The organism is Enterococcus larvae (assembly GCF_017830045.1).
GTDB lineage: Bacteria > Bacillota > Bacilli > Lactobacillales > Enterococcaceae > Enterococcus_L > Enterococcus_L larvae.
Genome location: NZ_JAEDXU010000008.1, coordinates 16,929 through 36,337 on the forward strand (window position 1 = coordinate 16,929; position 19,409 = coordinate 36,337).

The 19,409-nt window shown below is 40.8% G+C and carries 19 protein-coding genes; 2 read left to right on the top strand and 17 right to left on the bottom strand.

Annotated features, from left to right (window positions below; all coding sequences use genetic code 11):
- Window positions 1-13: 13 nt before the first annotated feature.
- Window positions 14-2,278, bottom strand: coding sequence for a bifunctional metallophosphatase/5'-nucleotidase (locus I6N96_RS14260; protein ID WP_209558232.1), 2,265 nt, complete (start codon window positions 2,276-2,278; stop codon window positions 14-16).
- Between the two features lie 236 nt (window positions 2,279-2,514).
- On the opposite strand from I6N96_RS14260, the gene I6N96_RS14265 reads away from it, so the two are divergent.
- Window positions 2,515-3,321 carry a Cof-type HAD-IIB family hydrolase gene (locus tag I6N96_RS14265; RefSeq protein ID WP_209558233.1) on the top strand — a complete coding sequence of 269 codons (807 nt, stop codon included), beginning with the start codon at window positions 2,515-2,517 and terminating at the stop codon, window positions 3,319-3,321.
- Between the two features lie 220 nt (window positions 3,322-3,541).
- Here I6N96_RS14265 and I6N96_RS14270 read toward each other — a convergent pair whose 3' ends face one another.
- The 8 genes from I6N96_RS14270 to I6N96_RS14305 form a co-directional block, all read right to left on the bottom strand.
- Window positions 3,542-3,937, bottom strand: a complete 396-nt coding sequence (locus I6N96_RS14270) for a RidA family protein (protein ID WP_209558234.1) — start codon at window positions 3,935-3,937, stop codon at window positions 3,542-3,544.
- Between the two features lie 128 nt (window positions 3,938-4,065).
- Window positions 4,066-4,719: a hypothetical protein gene (locus I6N96_RS14275; protein ID WP_209558235.1), complete on the bottom strand. Its 654-nt coding sequence runs from the start codon at window positions 4,717-4,719 to the stop codon at window positions 4,066-4,068.
- A gap of 172 nt (window positions 4,720-4,891) precedes the next feature.
- Window positions 4,892-5,155, bottom strand: a complete 264-nt coding sequence (locus I6N96_RS14280; RefSeq protein ID WP_209558236.1) for a type B 50S ribosomal protein L31 — start codon at window positions 5,153-5,155, stop codon at window positions 4,892-4,894.
- 99 nt (window positions 5,156-5,254) lie between these two features.
- On the bottom strand, window positions 5,255-6,550 hold the full coding sequence (rho, locus tag I6N96_RS14285; RefSeq protein WP_209558237.1) for a transcription termination factor Rho: 1,296 nt from the start codon (window positions 6,548-6,550) through the stop codon (window positions 5,255-5,257).
- Complete coding sequence (gene murA, locus I6N96_RS14290) at window positions 6,550-7,827, bottom strand: UDP-N-acetylglucosamine 1-carboxyvinyltransferase (RefSeq protein WP_209558238.1); 1,278 nt, start codon at window positions 7,825-7,827, stop codon at window positions 6,550-6,552. The genes rho and murA overlap by 1 nt, the downstream gene beginning before the upstream one ends.
- A 289-nt stretch (window positions 7,828-8,116) precedes the next feature.
- Entirely contained in the window at window positions 8,117-8,281 is a 165-nt protein-coding gene (locus I6N96_RS14295; protein ID WP_209558239.1) for a hypothetical protein, read from the bottom strand.
- Between the two features lie 52 nt (window positions 8,282-8,333).
- The gene (locus tag I6N96_RS14300) at window positions 8,334-9,200 is read right to left on the bottom strand and encodes a class II fructose-bisphosphate aldolase (RefSeq protein ID WP_202059605.1); all 867 of its coding nucleotides are present in this window, start codon (window positions 9,198-9,200) and stop codon (window positions 8,334-8,336) included.
- Between the two features lie 191 nt (window positions 9,201-9,391).
- Window positions 9,392-10,321 carry a YitT family protein gene (locus tag I6N96_RS14305; protein WP_209558240.1) on the bottom strand — a complete coding sequence of 310 codons (930 nt, stop codon included), beginning with the start codon at window positions 10,319-10,321 and terminating at the stop codon, window positions 9,392-9,394.
- Between the two features lie 289 nt (window positions 10,322-10,610).
- Between I6N96_RS14305 and I6N96_RS14310 the strand changes: the two genes are divergently transcribed.
- Window positions 10,611-11,105, top strand: a complete 495-nt coding sequence (locus I6N96_RS14310) for a YajQ family cyclic di-GMP-binding protein (protein WP_209558241.1) — start codon at window positions 10,611-10,613, stop codon at window positions 11,103-11,105.
- 288 nt (window positions 11,106-11,393) lie between these two features.
- On the opposite strand, the gene I6N96_RS14315 is transcribed toward I6N96_RS14310, so the two are convergent.
- The 8 genes from I6N96_RS14315 to I6N96_RS14350 all read right to left on the bottom strand — a co-directional run bounded on the left by I6N96_RS14315 (window position 11,394) and on the right by I6N96_RS14350 (window position 19,190).
- Window positions 11,394-11,768: a hypothetical protein gene (locus tag I6N96_RS14315; protein WP_209558242.1), complete on the bottom strand. Its 375-nt coding sequence runs from the start codon at window positions 11,766-11,768 to the stop codon at window positions 11,394-11,396.
- An 11-nt stretch (window positions 11,769-11,779) separates the two neighbouring features.
- Complete coding sequence (locus tag I6N96_RS14320) at window positions 11,780-12,715, bottom strand: phosphodiester glycosidase family protein (protein ID WP_209558411.1); 936 nt, start codon at window positions 12,713-12,715, stop codon at window positions 11,780-11,782.
- Between the two features lie 8 nt (window positions 12,716-12,723).
- On the bottom strand, window positions 12,724-13,776 hold the full coding sequence (locus I6N96_RS14325) for a bifunctional glycosyltransferase family 2/GtrA family protein (RefSeq protein WP_209558243.1): 1,053 nt from the start codon (window positions 13,774-13,776) through the stop codon (window positions 12,724-12,726).
- 308 nt (window positions 13,777-14,084) lie between these two features.
- On the bottom strand, window positions 14,085-15,050 hold the full coding sequence (locus tag I6N96_RS14330; protein ID WP_209558244.1) for an asparaginase: 966 nt from the start codon (window positions 15,048-15,050) through the stop codon (window positions 14,085-14,087).
- Window positions 15,051-15,064: 14 nt separating this feature from the next.
- A complete protein-coding gene (locus I6N96_RS14335; RefSeq protein WP_209558245.1) occupies window positions 15,065-17,428 on the bottom strand; it encodes a helicase C-terminal domain-containing protein in 2,364 nt (787 codons plus the stop codon).
- Between the two features lie 114 nt (window positions 17,429-17,542).
- Entirely contained in the window at window positions 17,543-17,908 is a 366-nt protein-coding gene (locus I6N96_RS14340; protein ID WP_209558246.1) for an MmcQ/YjbR family DNA-binding protein, read from the bottom strand.
- Between the two features lie 120 nt (window positions 17,909-18,028).
- The gene (locus I6N96_RS14345) at window positions 18,029-18,715 is read right to left on the bottom strand and encodes a Bax inhibitor-1/YccA family protein (RefSeq protein WP_209558247.1); all 687 of its coding nucleotides are present in this window, start codon (window positions 18,713-18,715) and stop codon (window positions 18,029-18,031) included.
- Complete coding sequence (locus tag I6N96_RS14350) at window positions 18,702-19,190, bottom strand: MaoC family dehydratase (protein ID WP_209558248.1); 489 nt, start codon at window positions 19,188-19,190, stop codon at window positions 18,702-18,704. The genes I6N96_RS14345 and I6N96_RS14350 overlap by 14 nt, the downstream gene beginning before the upstream one ends.
- Window positions 19,191-19,409 lie beyond the last annotated feature (219 nt).

The window sequence follows — 19,409 nt, forward strand, 5'->3', positions numbered from 1 at the left end:
CAGTAATCAATTATTATCCTTTGACTCTCTTTTTAATAATCATGAATGAGCCGCCAACTAAAAGAATAAACCCGGAAATCAAGCTGATGTTGGTTATTGTCTCACCAGTATCAGGTAAGGCTCCAGTTGGTTTATCAGATGAGGTAGTTGTTCCCCCACCTGCTTCTTTTGTACTCGTTTCCACTGTTGTAGAGCTTGAGGAATCTGTCGATACAGAAACTTCGCTTAAAACATCCAGAGGAAAGACTGCACTATAGTCGTCTTCATCAATGACAACCGCAGTTACTCTCTTCTTGCCTTTCAGCTCAAGCGTAGTAACGTCGATTTTCACTCGACCTTCACTGTCTGCTTTAGCAGTGATATCCCCTTCCGGAAGAACATTTGCATCGATTTTACTTTGAGGGATTTCGCCATCAAATAAAACAATTGTGGCATTCGGCAATGTCACGCCCTGAAGATATTGGTCAGTTTCATGTAATGGATCAAAGAACGTCGCTTGACGAATGATTGCTTCTCTATCCTCTGGGAAAATAGAAGGCTCTTCAATCAATACTTTGCGATCCTGAATACCAGCTTCGATCAGCTCCCCAGCGGCTTCCTTCGATTCGATGTAGCCAATGAAGGTTTCTGTATCCGGCTGCATAGCATCTACTAGCTTAGCTTCTGTAAAGCCTGCAAACCCGTCACCGCCGCCATATAAGAAATCATTGATCACAACTTTATACGTCTTACTTGCCTCAAGTGCATTTCCATTCGAATCCTTGATTTGCCAAACCTTGAACGGTTGGTTTGCATCATCATTTTTAACAAATGTATAAGACAATCCGGAAACTTGCAGGAAGTATTTCTCTTCTTCATCATACTGCTCGTTCAATACCTGCTCAATTTGAGTACCTGTCATTTCCACAATTTGCATGATATTTCCAAACGGCTGCACTGCCTGCGCAGCACCCCATGTGATTTCACCACCACTGCCAACCTGAAGATCTGCACGGATTCCGCCATTATTGGTCATAGCAAAGTCAACATCGATCCCGTTGGCCTTAGCCATCGCAATTTGACCATCTGTGATCAAATTCCCAACAGGAGATTCTTTGTGTTCATTCACTTCACGAGTGATTGCTTCCGCAGTCTTGGCTGTACCGATTTTCTTACTTGTTACTGCGGACACACGACTGTCTGCATCTGCAACGATTGCTGCAACAGCTTCATCAGCGACCGGCACATTGTCCCCTTCCGGAGAAACAGGAACGATTTCAGCAGTTGGTGCTGCTTCAAAATCTTGAGTGCCCACATTGATATATCCTCGTACATCTGCATAGCCCTTCCCTTGAGAGGTAGACTGTACGACACGAGTTGAGCCAACTAGTCCATTCGTATATTGATGATTATGTCCAGCTAGAAGAACATCCACACTATTAGCAGGATCGATTTCATTTACAGCCTTCAATATATCTGCCGCTTCTCCAGAAACAGCATCTGCTTTACTTGTAGAAGGAACATGGGCAAGCACAACGATTGCGTTCACGCCTTCTTCCTGCAGCTGATCTGCATAGTAAGCAATTGTTTCTGCTTCATCAAGGAAGTCATAATCCTGATAATGTTCTTTCAATACCAGATTCGGTATTTCGGTTGTTACTACTCCAATGAAACCGATCTTGACCTTCTGATCTGTTCCAATTTCTTTTACCGTATACGGCTTCCAGTTATAAGGGATTTCTTCTGTATCCTTTTTAACGACATTTCCGATCACGATTTCTGTCTTCGATGTTTCTCTAGGATAATCCTTCAAGATACCATAAGGATCGGTTGTCGGATTGCCGCCGGTCATGATTCGATTGAATTCAGCCAACCCTTCATCAAACTCATGATTCCCTAAAGTACCAACAGAAAAATTCATCTCATTCAACACTTTAATCGTTGGTTCATCTTGAAGCAGCCCAGAATTAGCCGGACTTGCACCGACCATATCCCCAGATTGGACACGCAATGTCTGAGCCCCCGGATTTGCATCTGCAAACTCTTTTTCAGCCTGATTTAGATAACCGGCTAAAAGTGCTGCTGTTCCTGTATTGCTTACTTTATTTCCTGCATCATCATAAAATGATCCTGTCGTGCTCAATGCACCATGAAAGTCATTGATTCCCAGTAGCTGAACAGGAATTTTTCCAGTTTCCTCAGCATATACTGTTTGATTTCCATTAAACAAGAAGCTGCCCGCCCCACTTGCTGCTATTGAAGCCAGCAAAAGACAAAGCCCCCTATTTCTCTTTTTCATCTGCTTGATCCTCCTTATTGTTCTCACCCTTCAGACTAACAATTAATCAAATCAGTGTCAATATCATTTGACATTCTTTTCAATAAGTTCACTGTCAACACAACACTTTTCCTTATTTAGACTTGTCATTTCTGCTCTTTGTGCTAGACTAGGACGTATCTAAAAGCTCTGGCGGCAATTATTTTTTAGATAAATATGCCCTAGTGAAAAAGAAATTTGTCCAAGGAGGAACTGCTTTGAAAAAACTAATAGCAATCGATCTGGATGGAACAACATTGAATGTTCAATCTTTGATCAGCGAAAAAACTGAAAAAACACTGCGAAAAGCAATTGCCCATGGGCATTATGTTAGTATTGCCACTGGTCGGCCTTATCGTTTGAGTCACCAATTCTACAATCAACTTAAATTGGATACACCAATGATCAATTTCAACGGTGGTCTTGTTCATATTCCAGAAAAAACATGGGAAAAGGAACGCTCATCCAGCGTAAACCGAGACATTGTCTTCGATATTGTTTCACAGAAAAAAGCGCTGAACCTTGATTTTGTTGCTGCCGAGAATAAGGAGACATTCTTTATTGACAGCTTTGACCACTTTGATGAAAAATTCTTTGCGGCACAGGCTACAGAGAAAAACCTGCTCACTGCACAAAATCTGACAACTGACCCAACTTCTCTGATGCTTTGTGCCCCACGAGAACTGGTTAGCGGTATTTCAGACACCTTGATGCAACAATACGGCGAACATCTGGATATCCGGACTTGGGGAGGCGCAATGCCTATCTTAGAGGTCGTCTCAAAAGGGATTCAGAAGGCTAAGGGTGTTGCTGAGGTTGCAGATTACTTGAACATCAAGCAAAAGGACATCATTGCCTTCGGTGACGAGCACAATGATGAAGAAATGCTGGAATACGCTGGTTGGGGTGTCGCTATGAAAAATGCGACTGATCATATCAAGAGTGTAGCCAATGATATTACTGAACGAACGAATGATGAGGATGGCTTGGCAAGCTATCTGGAAAACTATCTGGACTTAAATTAAGAAGAGGCTGAGACAGAAGTGTTTAGCTACAAGCAATAAGCCGGAATTCACGAAAATTGTTTCACAAATTTTTGTTGAATTCCGGCTTATTGTCGTAGGAGCTACTTCTGACTCGCCGTTTATTCGGATTTAGAGTATGGAAAAGAGTGGCAACAGATTATTGTCCCACTCCCTTTTTTATTCAACAGAGAATGTGCATAATCAACTCTCTATTATCCAATCAGTCCTCCACTTCACAAGCAGCCCAAGCTTCGATCTCAACCAAGATCTTTGGTGTCGCTAATCCTTTCACATACAACAAGGTCATACATACCTCTGCTCCTTGTAGAAATTCATTGAGTATCTGTGTTCTTCGTTCGAAATCGATTGGTTCCACAAGATAAATGACTAGCTTCGTCAAATCCTGAACAGCCATGCCCCCTGCTTCAAGATTTCTTTTGATGTTTGCCAGAGCCTCTTTGAATTGTTCCTCAGAACTTTTCGGAAGCTCTTTTGACGGATTCATCCCTACCTGACCAGATAAGGTCAGCCAACGGATATTTCCAGATAATTCAACCTGATGAACGTAGGCTCCTAACGGCGGATGGATCGTTTGTGGATTTCTGTTTTTTCTCATGATTTTATGCTCCTCGCTTTGCTTAGTTATAGTTATCCTGTTTATAGACAGAAAAAGATTGAGTCATCAGTTTACACACTGACAATCCAACCTTTTAGCTCCAGATTATCGATTCTTTTTGACCGTTGCTACATCATGATGGTCCGAATAATATCAACCACATATCGAATCAAGCGATAAAGTAAATATAAGGTAAACAAATTTCCAATAATCAAGCGAAAGACATTTGTTGAACTCGACTTGAGGTTGCGCCAAGTGAATGGGCGAAGGAAGCGCGGCACTCTGGAAACTCGGTTCTTACTCAATCTATATTTTTCTTCATAAGTTAAATCGTACATATTATAATAAAGAACGTGAAACGGCTGCTTATTGAAAAATGCTTTTGTAAATCCGACAAGCAACGTCAATTCTTTATTGTTGGAGGGAAGATTTCGGACACCCTTTTTATTGATTTTCAGCTTCTCGCCATTCTCCAGCAATACATTGTAGGTAAACTCATCTTCTTCTATTTTTTCGATTTTAGGCTCCTGCTCATTTGCCTTCAAAAACCCGTCGTATAATTCATTGAACTGCATTCTTTGACGGATGAAAAAAATCAAACCTGCTCCAAACAACAGGATCAACAATAAATTGATCAAGATACTTTCAGGAAAAAACACTGTATAAATAACCGTGATCAATAAACCGACAGCCATGATGATGATTCTCTTCAAATAATAGCTATGGTACATACCTTCCATCGTTCGTTTATAGTAACTAAAATCAAATGCAACAAACTCCATATTTTCCTCTCCTTTTTATTCATTTTAACGCATTATTCAGATTGATTGAACACTATTGATCAAAAATGCTGAACATGCTGCTTTTCAAAAGAAGCTTCTTACTCCTTTTTGATATAAGAAAAAAGAATTTCTCTTATACAAGAGAAACTCTTTATTTGTGACAATCTTTTGATTACTCTGCAGCGTTTTGATCTTTGAGACCGTATTTCTTGTTGAATCGGTCCACACGTCCGTCTGCTTGAGTGAATTTTTGACGTCCAGTGTAAAATGGATGAGAGTCAGATGTAACCTCCACACGAATCAGTGGGTAAGTGTTTCCGTCTTCCCATTCAACTGTTTCTTGTGTGTTCTTTGTAGAACCTGACAAGAATTTGAAACCAGTAGTTGAATCCATAAATACTACTGGATGGTAATCTGGATGAATTTCTTGTTTCATACTTTCTTTCGCTCCTTTGCCCTGAGTCATTTGCTGAATCAGAGTTATTTTGTCGATATACAACAGTACAATAATAGCATGTTTTATTTTGTGTTGCAATCATCTTTTTAAATTTCTTTTTGGTGCTGTTTTATTAAAGGACACATCATGAAAAGCGGTAAAAAACTCCTGATTACTCTTTGTTTTTCGCAGGAACTTAATCAACTGCTCAGTATATTCCAGAGAATCACCCTTCATATTCTTTCTCAGCTTCCATATTTCTTCAAGCTGCTCGCTGTCCATCAACAGGTCTTCTTTTCTCGTTCCAGATTTCTTGATATCGATCGCCGGGAAAATACGACGTTCTGCCAACTCTCTTGAAAGATGCAGCTCCATATTCCCAGTTCCCTTGAACTCTTCATAGATCATGTCGTCCATTCGACTTCCAGTATCCACTAATGCTGTTGCAAGGATCGTTAGGCTTCCGCCTTCTTCAATATTTCTAGCAGCACCAAAGAATCGCTTTGGCTTATAAAATGCCGCAGGATCGATCCCGCCGCTCAATGTTCGACCGCTTGGCGGTACAACTAGGTTATAGGCTCTTGCCAGACGAGTGATACTATCCATTAGAATAACGACATCACGTTTATCTTCTACTAAACGCATCGCACGATCCAAGACAAGTTCGGCAACACGTGTATGATTTTGCGGCTGCTGGTCAAAGGTTGAGGAAACAACATCTCCCTTAACACTTCTCTCTAGATCAGTCACTTCCTCCGGACGTTCATCGATCAGTAATAAAATCAGCTCTACCTCAGGATGGTTCTCAGTAATCCCATTAGCAATTTCCTTTAAAACACTTGTCTTCCCCGCTTTTGGAGGTGCCACGATCAATCCACGTTGGCCAAAGCCGACGGGAGAAAAAATATCAATCATTCGAGTCGATACTCTTCCCGGAGTTGTTTCCAGTTTTATCTGTCTTTCCGGATACAAAGGGGTCAGCGCCGGAAAATGCGGACGCAGCTTCGCTTCTTCCGGATCTTTACCGTTTACGCTCTCTACGTGCATCAAACCATAATAGCGCTCTGACTCTTTAGGCGGGCGGGCTTTCCCTGCTACCTTATCGCCATTTCTCAGACCAAAACGACGAATTTGAGATGAAGAAATGTAAATATCTTCAGCACTTGGTCCGTAGTTGATTGGGCGTAAAAAACCATAGCCGTCCTGAGAAACGATATCCAGAATTCCCTCCATAAAGAAGAACCCTTGTTTTTCTGCTTGCGCTCGAATAACAGCTAGGGAAAGTTCCTTTTTGTTCATCTGGCTGTAATAAGGTATCTTGAACTCCTTCGCATAGGCGTAGATATCCTTTAGTGTACTATTCTCAAGCTCAGCCATCGTTAAGTAGTCGCTCATCAGCTCACCTCTGATTCTTTTTCAGTTTCTATCATTTGAATATCGGCACCTAGAGCGGTCAATTTCTCAATGATATGATCATATCCTCTTAAAATATATTCTACATTATAAATTGTTGTTGTTCCCTCTGCCATCAATCCAGCGATAACCAGACAAGCACCCGCACGTAAATCAGAAGCAACTACTTCTGCTCCATGCAGCTTGGCAGGCCCATTCAAAATGATCATGTTTCCTTCAACAGACGCATTTGCACCCATTCTGACAAGCTCAGGAATGTGCTTTGTGCGTTGTGCATAGATCGTATCCATGACCTGCCCTGTCCCATATGCTTTCAAAAGCAATGGCGTCAGCGGCTGTTGTAAATCTGTCGCAAAGCCAGGATAAGGATAGGTCTTAACATTGATCATTTTCAAATCATCAGAAGGATGGACTTCAATCATATCTTCTTCAATCGTCATCTTCACACCTAGCTCCTGCAGCTTGGCAATGAAGCTTTCCAGATGCTCATAAATCACGTTGCGAACCTTAACGCCTTGACCCATCGCCGCAGCAATAGCTAGGTAAGTTCCGGCTTCGATTCTATCTGGAATAATAGAATGGCGGCAGCCATGCAGCTCTTTCACCCCTTCGATTCGGATGATGTCTGTGCCTGCACCTCTGATCTGCGCGCCCATGTTATTTAGCAGCGTCGCCACATCAATGATTTCAGGTTCACGTGCCGCATTTTCGATAATCGTTTTACCTTCAGCCTTTACAGCAGCCAGCATCACATTGATCGTCGCACCAATAGAAACCATATCCATAAAGATTCTCGTTCCTGTCAGCCCATCTTCAGTTCTTAAATACATAGCACCATGCTCATTGTTTACAGTAGCACCCAATGCTTCAAAGCCTTTGATGTGCAAATCGATAGGACGCGGTCCAAGATAGCAGCCCCCCGGCAATCCAACAACACCTTCTCCAAACTTGCCAAGTAAAGAACCCATAAAATAATAAGAAGCCCGCAAGCTGTTGATTTTTCCAGTCGGCATTGGGACAGACACGATTTCTGTCGGATCGATCACTAATGTATTATTTTCAAATGTCGTTTTTGCACCCATGATTTCCAAAATCTCAATCAATGAGTGGACATCCTGAATATCTGGAACACCATCTAAAGTAACCGGTGAATCGGCCAGAATGGCAGCTGGGATCAAAGCAACTGCACTGTTTTTCGCACCACTGATACATACTTCCCCTGATAAGGGACGATTACCGTTTATTACTATTTTTTTCATTTATTTATCTCACCTAACTATGTCAGAATCTGATTCTAATTTTATATATACCCAGACTATTCTAACACAAGACCCTTTAATAAAAAAGTGAGTATTTTCAAGAAATGCAAAACAATCACCGCTGTTCTGCTTTTCAATGTTATTTGAAGAGCAGTCAGAGAATAGTTATTCTGACAAATCGTCCTTTAAATATTCAAAATAAACAATGGCATAATTGGTCATCCGGCTCATATGAGCCAACTACTTCAATAGACAGTAGTTGAATCATTTAGTTAAGGTATCGCTGAACTCAATTCGTACACTCTCTGTTTTCCTTATCATACTCCGCCAGAACAGATTCCTTGACTGCCGTATATTCTTTCATAGCTTCAGCAATTTTTCCTCCAGCTGTTTTCTGCCATTTTTCAATTACCATTCCCCTCTTAACTTCATCATTTCCCTCTTCATACCCCACAACAAAAAAACTGCTGACGCGAAAATGCGTCAACAGTTTTTTATAGCAGCTATTATGCTTTGTTTTCTGAACCGAACCATTCGATACGTTGTTCAACTAGTTCAGTGATTGCTTTAGTACCAGGTGCTAATAATTTACGAGGGTCAAAGCCTTTTCCTTCAAGGTCTTTTCCTTCTTCAATGTATTTACGAGTTGCAGCAGCAAATACTTCTTGCGCTTCAGTATTTACGTTGATTTTAGAAACACCCATTGAGATTGCTTTTTGGATTTGATCTAAAGGAATACCAGATCCGCCATGTAATACCAATGGAATATCGCCAACAGCGTCAGCAATTGCTTGTAAGTGGTCAAATGCAAGACCAGCCCAGTTTTCAGGATAAGAACCGTGGATATTACCGATTCCGCAAGCTAGGTAGTCAATACCAGTTGCAACCATTTGTTTACATTCTTCGATGTCAGCTAATTCGCCGGAACCGATGATTCCGTCTTCTTCTCCACCGATAGAACCAACTTCACACTCTACAGAAACACCTTTTGCGTGAGCTTTAGCAACTACGTCTTTAGCTTTTTCGATGTTTTCTTCGAATGGCAAGTGAGAGCCGTCGAACATAACAGAAGTATAACCAACTTCAATACATTCTAATGCATCTTCGTATTCACCATGGTCTAAGTGAAGTGCAACAGGTACAGTAATGCCCATTGAATCTACTAGATCTTTTACCAAGTCGTAACATACTTGATATCCGCCCATGTATTTAGCCGCTCCCATAGAAGTTTGGATCAATACTGGTGCTTTTTTTGCTTCTGCAGCTTCAAGAATTGCTTTTGTCCATTCTAGGTTGTTTGTGTTGAATCCGCCAACACCGTAACCATCTTTGCGAGCTGCTTTAAGAAATTCTGTTCCTGATACTAATGGCATAAAAAATTCCTCCTAAGTTTTAAAAACCATATTTGTTAAGGCAATCCTTAACCAACAGTTACATTTTATCAGAACTTTAGGTACTTTTCTACTAAAATTACTTTTTTCAGAAAATTTTATTCAACTTTTCACAAAGTCCTTCTCTTCCTGTTTTTCCTCACATCAGAATCTCCTCTTACAAAAATGCTTTCCTAACGGATTCGATGCTTTTTCAACTCAGGAAAACTGCCAGTACTTTTGAAAAATCTTTGTTCATCTTCATTGGCAAATCTTCCTAAAACTGTTTGAGTAGGGACGATATTCATAAACGCATTCTCATCGATCGAGTGCACGATTTGTTCCAGATCATAGAGCTCATAGCGTGTAATAACCATCATGATCATTCGCCCTTCAGCTTTTGAGTAGCCGCCAATCGAAGGAAGCAGCGTCATACCTCGAGCCATTTGTTCAGCGATCCCCTGAACTACTGCATCTGAGTTTGTTGTGATGATCATGGCAGTAACCTTTTGATGGCTGGTATGCAGAGCATCAATTACTTGGGTCATGCAGTAAATCGAGATGATTGTATAGAGGGCACTTTCCCAGTTGAAAAGAAACCCTGCAACAGCAACAATGATACTGTTCAACGCAAAGATATATCTTCCAACAGTTCGTCCTGTTGTTCTGGATAAGACAAGCGAGACAATATCCATGCCTCCTGTTGTAAAGCCCATTTTTAAAGAAAGCCCGGCACCGATGCCAATCATTACGCCCCCGACAATTGCGTTCATCAGCGGATTATCTGTTACCGTATACACCGGCAAAATCATTGTCAGTGCGGATGCGACAGCAACATTGATAAAGCTGAAAATCGTTGCTTCTTTCCCAAGTTTCCAAAAGCCTAATGCAAATATAGGTAAGTTCAACAGGAAAATAAACAGTCCTGTATCGATCGTGATTGATAAATGATTATAAAGGAGTGTTGCCAGAATCTGGGCGATCCCGTTCATTCCCGCCGAGAAAACCTGTGCAGGAATCAAAAACATATTCAGCCCCATTGCTCCTGTGACCCCTGTCAGAAGAATCACTAAAATTTTCTTGATAAGCTCAGAACGCTTACGCAGTACAAGACTTTTCCCCATTTTTATCTACCTGCCTCCATCCAATATTTTCTACCCTAAAATCTGTCCTTCCTCATTATATGTTTTATAAAGATTTTCGCAAGATTTTTAATGGACTTTATCATCAAAATCTTTGTTTCAGATAGAAACAGCTCCGGTATGTGCCAGCGGATATTCTTTAGTTTTCCAGAGAGCTGCAGGTTTGTAGAGAGCGGCTGCTCTTATTTCTCTTAAAATTTCCATTAAATCACTTGTCGTGTTGCGCTTTCATTGTTACTATGGATGTAAGTAGAAATTAGGAGGTTAGTATATGGCCGCAAAAGATGCAAGTTTTGATGTTGTTTCTGAAATGGACATGGAAGAAGTAAAGAATGCGATGCAAATCGCTTTAAAGGAAATCAAGAATCGTTTTGACTTTAAGGGCTCTCTTGCTGATATCAAATTGGAGAATGATCGTTTGGTTGTTATTGCAGATGATGATTATAAAGTGGATCAGGTCAAGGATGTTCTGTTTGCTAAGCTAGTCAAGCGAGGTGTACCGATAAAGAATATTCAGTTTTCAGCTAGTGAGAAGGCTTTAGGGGGAACAGCTCGTCAATATGGTGAACTAATTAGCGGGATTGACAAGGACAATTCTAAAAAAATCAATGTGGCGATCAAAAACTCCGGTTTAAAAGTCAAATCACAAATCCAAGATGACAAAATCCGTGTTACAGGAAAAAACAGAGATGATTTACAAAAGATCATTACTCTGCTAAGAGACTTGGATCTGCCGATCGAGCTGCAGTTTACTAATTACAGATAAATCTAAAAACACCGATAACAGATTTCCAGACAATGGGACCAGTTATCGGTGTTTTTTATTTAAATGCGAAACTATCTATTCAATTGATTTTGGGGAATCAATAATAGTCAAAAAAACTAATTCAGCTCACTTACGGTCTCTCTGCTTACCTCTCTCACTGGTAATTGACGAAAGCAGCTGAAACAGCCCTCAATGCTGTTGACTTCTTATTCCTTTGGAATGATCAACCAGATCAATCCCAGAACCGCTGTAAAGAGAATACTTAGAAAAAGCCACATCCTGATCACCTCATTTTATATACGAAAACATCGTCAATACACATGCCGGCACAAGAAATACAAAGCTCACAATATAGAAAAAAAGAATGTACGGTGAATCCGTTCCGGCAATCTCCACGACCCCTGTCAAAACAAGAGCTGCTGTAAAAATAGCCAAGCTTGTATTCATCAAATTGAAACTCAAACGAAACAAGGAGGTTCCTGTTTTTTTAGGCTTACTGAAAACAAAAACAGTAAACAATGATCCGACAATCAACGGTGCGACCCAAATAGATTCTAAAGCGAAGGAGGTCACCCCATGCCCATAAAAATGATAGACTTTCTGAAAAAGGAAGAGTAGTAAACTGATGACTAAATAACTGATTATTAGTTTCTTTCTGTTCATTTGATCTCCTCCTAGTTAAAATATAGAATATCGCTGACAGAACGTTCTCCTGAACCCTTTTCTGTCGGCTGATTGATGACATTCCCATTGAACCATAATGTTGAAGAGCCGCCGCCATCTAAATTGTAAGCAGTAGACGCTCCAGCTTCCTGAAACACTTCAGCTAATTCATATAAAGACAGCCCTTCACTCTCATCCGTTCGTCCATCGGCTACAATTATCACGTAATGATTTTCACCAATTTGACCGATGGCCGTTCGCGGGTTGCTTTGCATCGCTTGTCCGACTTCCTCATCCTCAGTGACTGTGATTTCTCCGTTTTGAACCAAGCCCGGACCAAAAGAAAGAATCTGACGAGCACCATCATTCAGTAAATCCTCCGCTGAAGCATTGTCTTCTTCAACAATCTGGAAATCACCGTTACTGTCAATTACCAGTGCTTCTGTCCCGCTATTCACTGTATCTCGATAGAGAACGCCATTCCTTAAAACAAACCCCATATTCCTAAAGCCATAGTAGTCTCCATTGATTGCTACGATTGCCTGATTATCCTCTGCCATTTGAGACGTTGTTTCTTTGATATTTCGACCGTAGGTATTTTCAGCAAAAGCAGTCTTTAAGGCATCGGCACTGCTGACCTGTATATCGACGATATAGATTTCTGTTTCATATTCTCTTGTCGTTGTAAGGGAAACAGAAAGATCATCATCTGTATAGCTGGTTTCTGTGATGATAGGATCTGACTCCGCTGTCTCAGTAGTTGTAGTTTTTGCGGCTTCAGCGATTACATCCTCGCTGCTTTCGGAAGAGACAGAAGCAGCCTGCACAGCTTCTATGCTGATTTTATGAGAAAGGACAAAGGTATCCAGTAAAACAGCTGTAACAGCAGCGGATAAACCCAGCCCACAGCAAATAGTCCACAAATATTTTTTTGAAAAAAACTGAATCAACCGCTTCATTCCATCACCTTCCATTTTTGAAAAACTATTCGATTTTGAATAATAAAGCTAACACCAAATAACAGACTATCCACCAGCAATTTACTGATAAACGCAATTGGCAGAAATTTCAACAGCAGCTGAACGCCTATAGAGCTCAAGAACATTTGTCCTAAAAACAGCAAACCATATTTCCACAAGGTTGTTTGCACACGGCTCTTATCTTCAAATACCCAAGCACGAGCCAGCAAATAGTTGACAACGCCGGAAATGACCCGAGCAATGATTGTCGCAGGAACTACAATGTCCTCGGAGTTTCCCAGCAAAAACAGCAGAAGTAAAAAAACGGTCATATCAATTAAAAAGGAAAATAAAGCAGAGGAAATATAGCGGATCAATGGTTTATAGATAAGGTAAGAATCCTGAATTGCCCTGAAGTGGGAATGCTCATTGTTGCTCTCATAGATCGTTTCGATTGGTAGCTGCTCCAACTGAATCTTACGCTCTTTGCTCTGAAGTAAAACGTTCATTTCATATTCAAATCGCTCGCCTTCTATTGTTAAAAGCTCCGGCAGCAGCTGATGCTTCATTGCCCTCAAGCCTGTTTGAGTATCTTCACATTTCAATCCTGTAGCAAAATAGAAAAAGATGGCAGAAATCCTGTTTCCCCAATAGCTTTTAAAGGGTGTCTTCTTTTTATTAAAGGATCTTGTCCCTAAAATCAGAGTATGTGTCTGTACGGATTCCACAGCCGCAATCATCCGCTTGATATCATCGATGCTGTGCTGCCCATCAGAATCTGCCGTAACAACTCCGTCGACATCAGGATAGTCAGACATGATTTTTTGAAAGCCAATTTTTAGCGCTGCGCCTTTCCCTTTATTTACTGGATAAGAAAGAACTGTGACAGATGGCAAGACAGATAGCTTTTGGAAAATTTTCTGATAACGGACACCACTGCCGTCGTCAACAATCAATATTTGTGTTCCGGTCTCTTTCTCAAGCTGTTGCACAAACAGGAAGACCTTCTCCTGCGGCTCATAGCTGGGAATCAAAAGCATTACTGACATTCACTCATCTCGCTTTCCTGTTCTATTTAACGAAAGAATAACAGCAAGAACTTAAAAGGAGCTTAAACAAAATCTTTTCTATTTATCCTGTCAATTTGACAAGAAGATAACAGCAAATACAAAGCAAAAAAGAGAGTGGGACAATAATCTGTTGCCACTCTTTTCCATACCCTAAATACGAATAAACGGCGAGTCAGAAGTAGCTCCTACGACAATAAGCCGGAATTCAACAAAAATTTGTGAAACAATTTTCGTGAATTCCGGCTTATTGCTTGTAGCTAAACACTTCTGTCTCAGCCTCTTTTATATCAGCTCTCTAGATAAACCCTTAATTGATCTGTCGACTTGGCAGCGTTCAATCCCACCAGTAAACGTATACGTGCCTTTTGACCATTCAAGCCCTTCATGAAAATCACCCCATGCTCACGCAAGCCAACGCCGCCACCTTTATAAGCATAAATATCTTCAGCAATCCCATTGGAACATCTTGAAACAAGCACGACAGGTATTCCTTTAGTGAGGATTTCCTGTAACCCAGGCAGGACAGCCGGCGGCAGATTTCCTGCTCCTAACGCTTCAATCACCAAGCCGTCAAGATTCTCTGTGTTGATCAGCCTGAATATCTGATCATCCATTCCAGCATATGCCTTGATCAGAAAAATGTTCCCTTCAACGGCTTGGATATCACAGACTTCTTCCGCCATGACTTCCTTCGTAAAAAATGTTTTTCCTTTCGTCAGCATACCAATAGGCCCGAAGGTCGGTGTTCGAAAGGTTGCAACATTTGTCGTATGAGTCTTTGTCACATATTTAGCCATATGAATTTCATCGTTCATCACAACTAAAACGCCCTTATTTCTAGATTCCTCTGAAGCTGCCGTCCAGACTGCGCTCATAAAATTATACAATCCGTCACTGCCGATCTCATTGCTTGAGCGCATTGCACCAGTCACAACCACAGCAATCTCCTTTGGTACCGTCAATTCAAGAAAATAGGCAGTTTCTTCCAGTGTATCTGTTCCATGAGTAATAACCACTCCGTCCATTCCTTCAGCTATCCCAAGCAGAATACGTTCCTTAAGCTGCAGCATCCGCTCCAAGGTTATATGCGGAGATGGTAGATTGAAAATATCTTCCACGATAATCTCAATTTCTCCTTGAAACAGCTCACTTTGATTCATTAGTGGATTTCTTTCGTTCAAGATCACACCGCCATCGTCATTTTTCGACATGGAAATCGTTCCGCCTGTATGTAAAACCAGTATTTTCTTCATTGGCTTCCTTCCTTTCATTCTAATTTATCCTTTTCATTCCAAAAGGCACGAATATTTTCTTCCAAGTGATGAATCGTCGGCAGTATCTGAGCCTGATGCCAATGGGGAGGAACCAGTCGCTGATACGCTGGGCTGGCAAAACGCTGATCCAGCAACAATACTACGCCGCGATCCTCTGCATCCCGAATCACTCGTCCGGCAGCTTGAAGCACTTTATTCATTCCCGGTATCTGGTAGGCATATTGAAAACCCAATCCCTGTTCATCAAAATATTCCTTGATCAATTCCTGTTCCTCATTGATCTGAGGTAAACCAACACTGATGACTGCGGTTCCTATCAGTCGATCCCCCTTAAGATCGATCCCCTCTGAAAATACACCACCTAAGACACAAAATCCGATCAGTGTTTCTTCCGGCTTCTCTGTAAATTGCTCTAAAAACCGTTCCCGTTCCTTTTCATCCATCTCCGTTTGTTGGATCAGTGTGGAAATTTCCGGATTCTTCTTTTTGAAAGCATCATATACCATATCCAAATAGACATAAGATGGGAAGAAAAACAGATAATTACCTTTTTTCTGAGCAACCATTGCTGTCAGGCTTTCAACCAGATAATCCAAACTGTTTTCTCGTTCTCTATAGGTTGTCTGTACATAACGAGCAATCAGCAGCCGCTGGTTTTCATCAGGAAACGGATTCGGGATTCGATACGTCAGGCTATCTTCTTTACCACCAAGTATATCCTTGTAATAGCTCAGAGGCGTAAAGCTGGCTGAAAAGAGAACACTCGCATTGGCCATATCCAGCTTTTGCTCCAATAGATAAGAAGGGTCAAGGCAGAATAATTTAACAGATATCCCGCGATTTTTTTTCTGAATATAGGTACAATAATGGTCGTCATAAAATTCGCTGATTTTCAAATAATTCAGTAAGGAAAAGTAAATCTCTAACAATTGATTCAGTTCCGGCAGCTCCTGATTCTGCGGCAGCCACTCGCCGATTTTCTCTGTCAATCGAAAAATCTTCTTTTCAAGGCTGTCAATTGGTGCGGCCTGAGCAATAAACTCTTTGCCCTCGCTGATACAAAATTCATCTAGCTGATCAAATTCATCGATCACTTTATTGACCGCTCGTGTCAACGATGTTTGCTTTTTCTTCAGCAGTTTCTTCATCAGCAAAAGCTGCCCTTTAGATAGTTCTGCGGAATACATTTCTCTGGAACGATTAACCAGATTATGAGCCTCATCAATCAAAAAGAGATAATCCTTTTTGATTCCTTCATCAAAGAAACGACGTAGATAGACGGTTGGATCGAACACATAATTATAATCGCAAATGACCAAATCGCACCATAAACTTACATCCAAGGATAACTCATAAGGACATAGCTGATGCTTCTGTGCATACTTCTCAATGATTTCTCGTGTGAACTGATTCTCTTGATGGAGAATATCCCAAAGCCCTTCGTTCAGACGATCATAATACCCTGCAGCAAAAGGACAGTGCTCAGGTGTACAGTTTCTTTCTGTCAGAAAGCATATTTTATCCTTGGCAGTGATAGTAAGACTTTTGATTTTCATATCCTTTTGGTTCATTGCCTGAACAGCATCCTCTGCAACCTGTCTCGTGATTGTTTTAGCAGTCAGATAAAAGATCTTTTCCGCCTTCTCTTCGCCAAGCGCCTTTAGCGAGGGAAATAATGTAGATATCGTTTTTCCAGTGCCCGTTGGTGCCTCCACAAAAAGGCGCTGCTCACTAAGGATCGTTTTATAGACCCCCACCGCCAGCTCTCGTTGACCTTTTCGATAGTCTCCATATGGAAACGGCAACTCCTTCAACGACTGGTTTCGAATCTTTCGCCAGCTCTCGCTGAAAATCAACCATTTTTCATATTCTTCCAACAGTTCATCAAAGAAGGATTTCAGCTCAGAACGTGTAAATGCCTTTTGTGTCTTGGTGATTTCTTCAGTTGTTGTTTGAAAGTAAGTAAGCTGCAATGTGATTTCTTCCAGCTCTTCCTGCTCACTGTAAATAGCACCATAGCATTTTACCTGGTGCCAGTACATTGCCAGCTGCTCCTCATATAAATCATCAAAGGCTGTTTCTGATGTCTTGATTTCATCAATTACCAGCTTTTCCTGCTCATCAGTGAAGACGCCATCCATTCGTCCTTCGACAGAATAGGTCTTCTCGTTCAGTTCTACTTCCTTCGCGATTTTTACTTCCTTCTGATAGCCTTTACCAGCTTCTTTTTGAAGCTTTCGATGGATTCGTGAGCCTTCTTGAGCCGTATGGCTGCTGGTTCTGCGTGAATCAATGCTTCCCTTACGCAAAATGAATTCCACCAGTCTGCGAATCGGAATTTTCTCTGAATTAAACATCTGCCGTCACCTCGCAATCTCTCCTATTATAAAACATACGTTCGCAAATAGAAAGTAACTGGCGAAAAAAATACTGACCCTCACATTTTTTTGTAAGAATCAGCTTATGGACGTTTATTCCCCTAATGTATCACGAACTTTTTTAGGTAATTTCGCAACGACCAGCTCATAGGATTTTTTCAATAAGGCTGCACACTGCACTTCACTCAACGTATTGTCTTTCAGGATGATTGAATTCCAATGGGTTTTGTTGGCATAGTAGCCGGGAACGATAAAGCTGTATTGCTCTCTCAACAGCTCGTTTTCCTCCGGTTCTCCCTTAAATGTAAAAATCTCATTGCCTTCCTTATCCTGTCCCAACATTGCAAAAAACTTTCCTGCAATGTCAAAATAATCACAGTCCCAGCTTTCTCTATAGTAGACTGTCGCTCCTGGAAATGTTGCTGCTTCTTTTTTTAACGCCTCTTTTAACTTTTCCATTTTGTCTGCTCCCTCCCTATTCTTTTTCTGTTAATGATAAAAAAAGAGGAATTGCGGCATATGACTGTCACAATCCCTCAAACTTAAATAAATGATGATTCAAGTATATAGTTCTTTACTCTATTTTTTACCAAAAATTCGCAGGAATGCCAGAAACAGATTGATAAAGTCAAGATATAGCTGTAAAGCCATATAAACGGCAATACCATTTCCAGCTGTTCCATTTGTTGCAAAATAAATGGTTCTGATTCGCTGATTATCATACGCTGTAAGTCCTGAGAAAATCAGAACCATCAGGATAGAAATCACATAATCCATTGGACCGCTGTTGAAAAAGAATAGATTCAGCAGCATCGCAACGATGATCCCAATCAATGCTGTAAGTAATGCACGACCCATCCCAGACAGATCTTTTTTGGTCAACACACCAACGATTGCCATACAACCAAATGTAGATGCTGCACTAACAAACGCTGAAACAACTGTTGCCTCAGTATACATTGCCAACGTGACAGCTAATGTGACCCCATTTATTGCAGAGTAAGCAATAAAGCCGCCAATCGCAAGTGGTGGATTTTTCTGTGCTTTCATCCCAAGAAAAATCACTAAAGCAATCTCTACGATCCATAATCCCATAAAAGCATATGGATACTGATACAGGAACATGACCATTTCAAAGTAGAACACATTCAATATCAGATAAGAGATGACTGCACTGATTCCGATACCCAATGCTAAAAACCCGTAAATCTTCGCATAAAAACTATTCAAGCCCTCTTGTGCTTTTGTTGATTCAATCTGATTCATTCAATACCCCTTCTTTCTCGCCTTCTTCTAAAACAACATGCTTGGGCGGCTGTACAATAACAACTGCATCCAGCACACGATTTTCTTCTTCATTGACCGCTTCGATAGAAATCGTCACGACATCTTTCATCTTGTCGATTTTGATTACCTCAAAGTGAAAAGTCAGTGTTTCATAATGAAAAACAGGCTCTAAAAAATTAATAGAAAAATTAACCACGTGGGAGCCTGGTCCCGGCAAATGCTTTGAAATAGCACTTGTGATGATTCCCATCAACATGATCGACGGTACGATCGGTTTTTGATACTCTGTTTGTTTGGCATAATCATGTTGGATATAGAGGGGATTGGCATCATTCGTCAAGCCTAAATAAAGCAGCAGATCCTTGTCTTCAATCGATTCAGTTAAAGACAACGAATCGCCTTCCTCAATATCTTCGATGGTTTTGCCTAATTTCCTCGGTTTTCCGATGTTCAAATTAGTACACCTCCATTAATGATATGATAATTGTACCAAAACCACTGCAAAAGGCAAGTCGTTTGTTACAAAGGAATTGATCGAATGCTGATAACATAGGAAAGATACCTCATGATCATTTTTGCGACAAAAACTCCAAAGCCGATATTATTCCTGCTTTGGAGTTTGCTTCTTATTTCTATAACTGTTTTTCTCTGCAAGTGTTCTTCACTATGACGG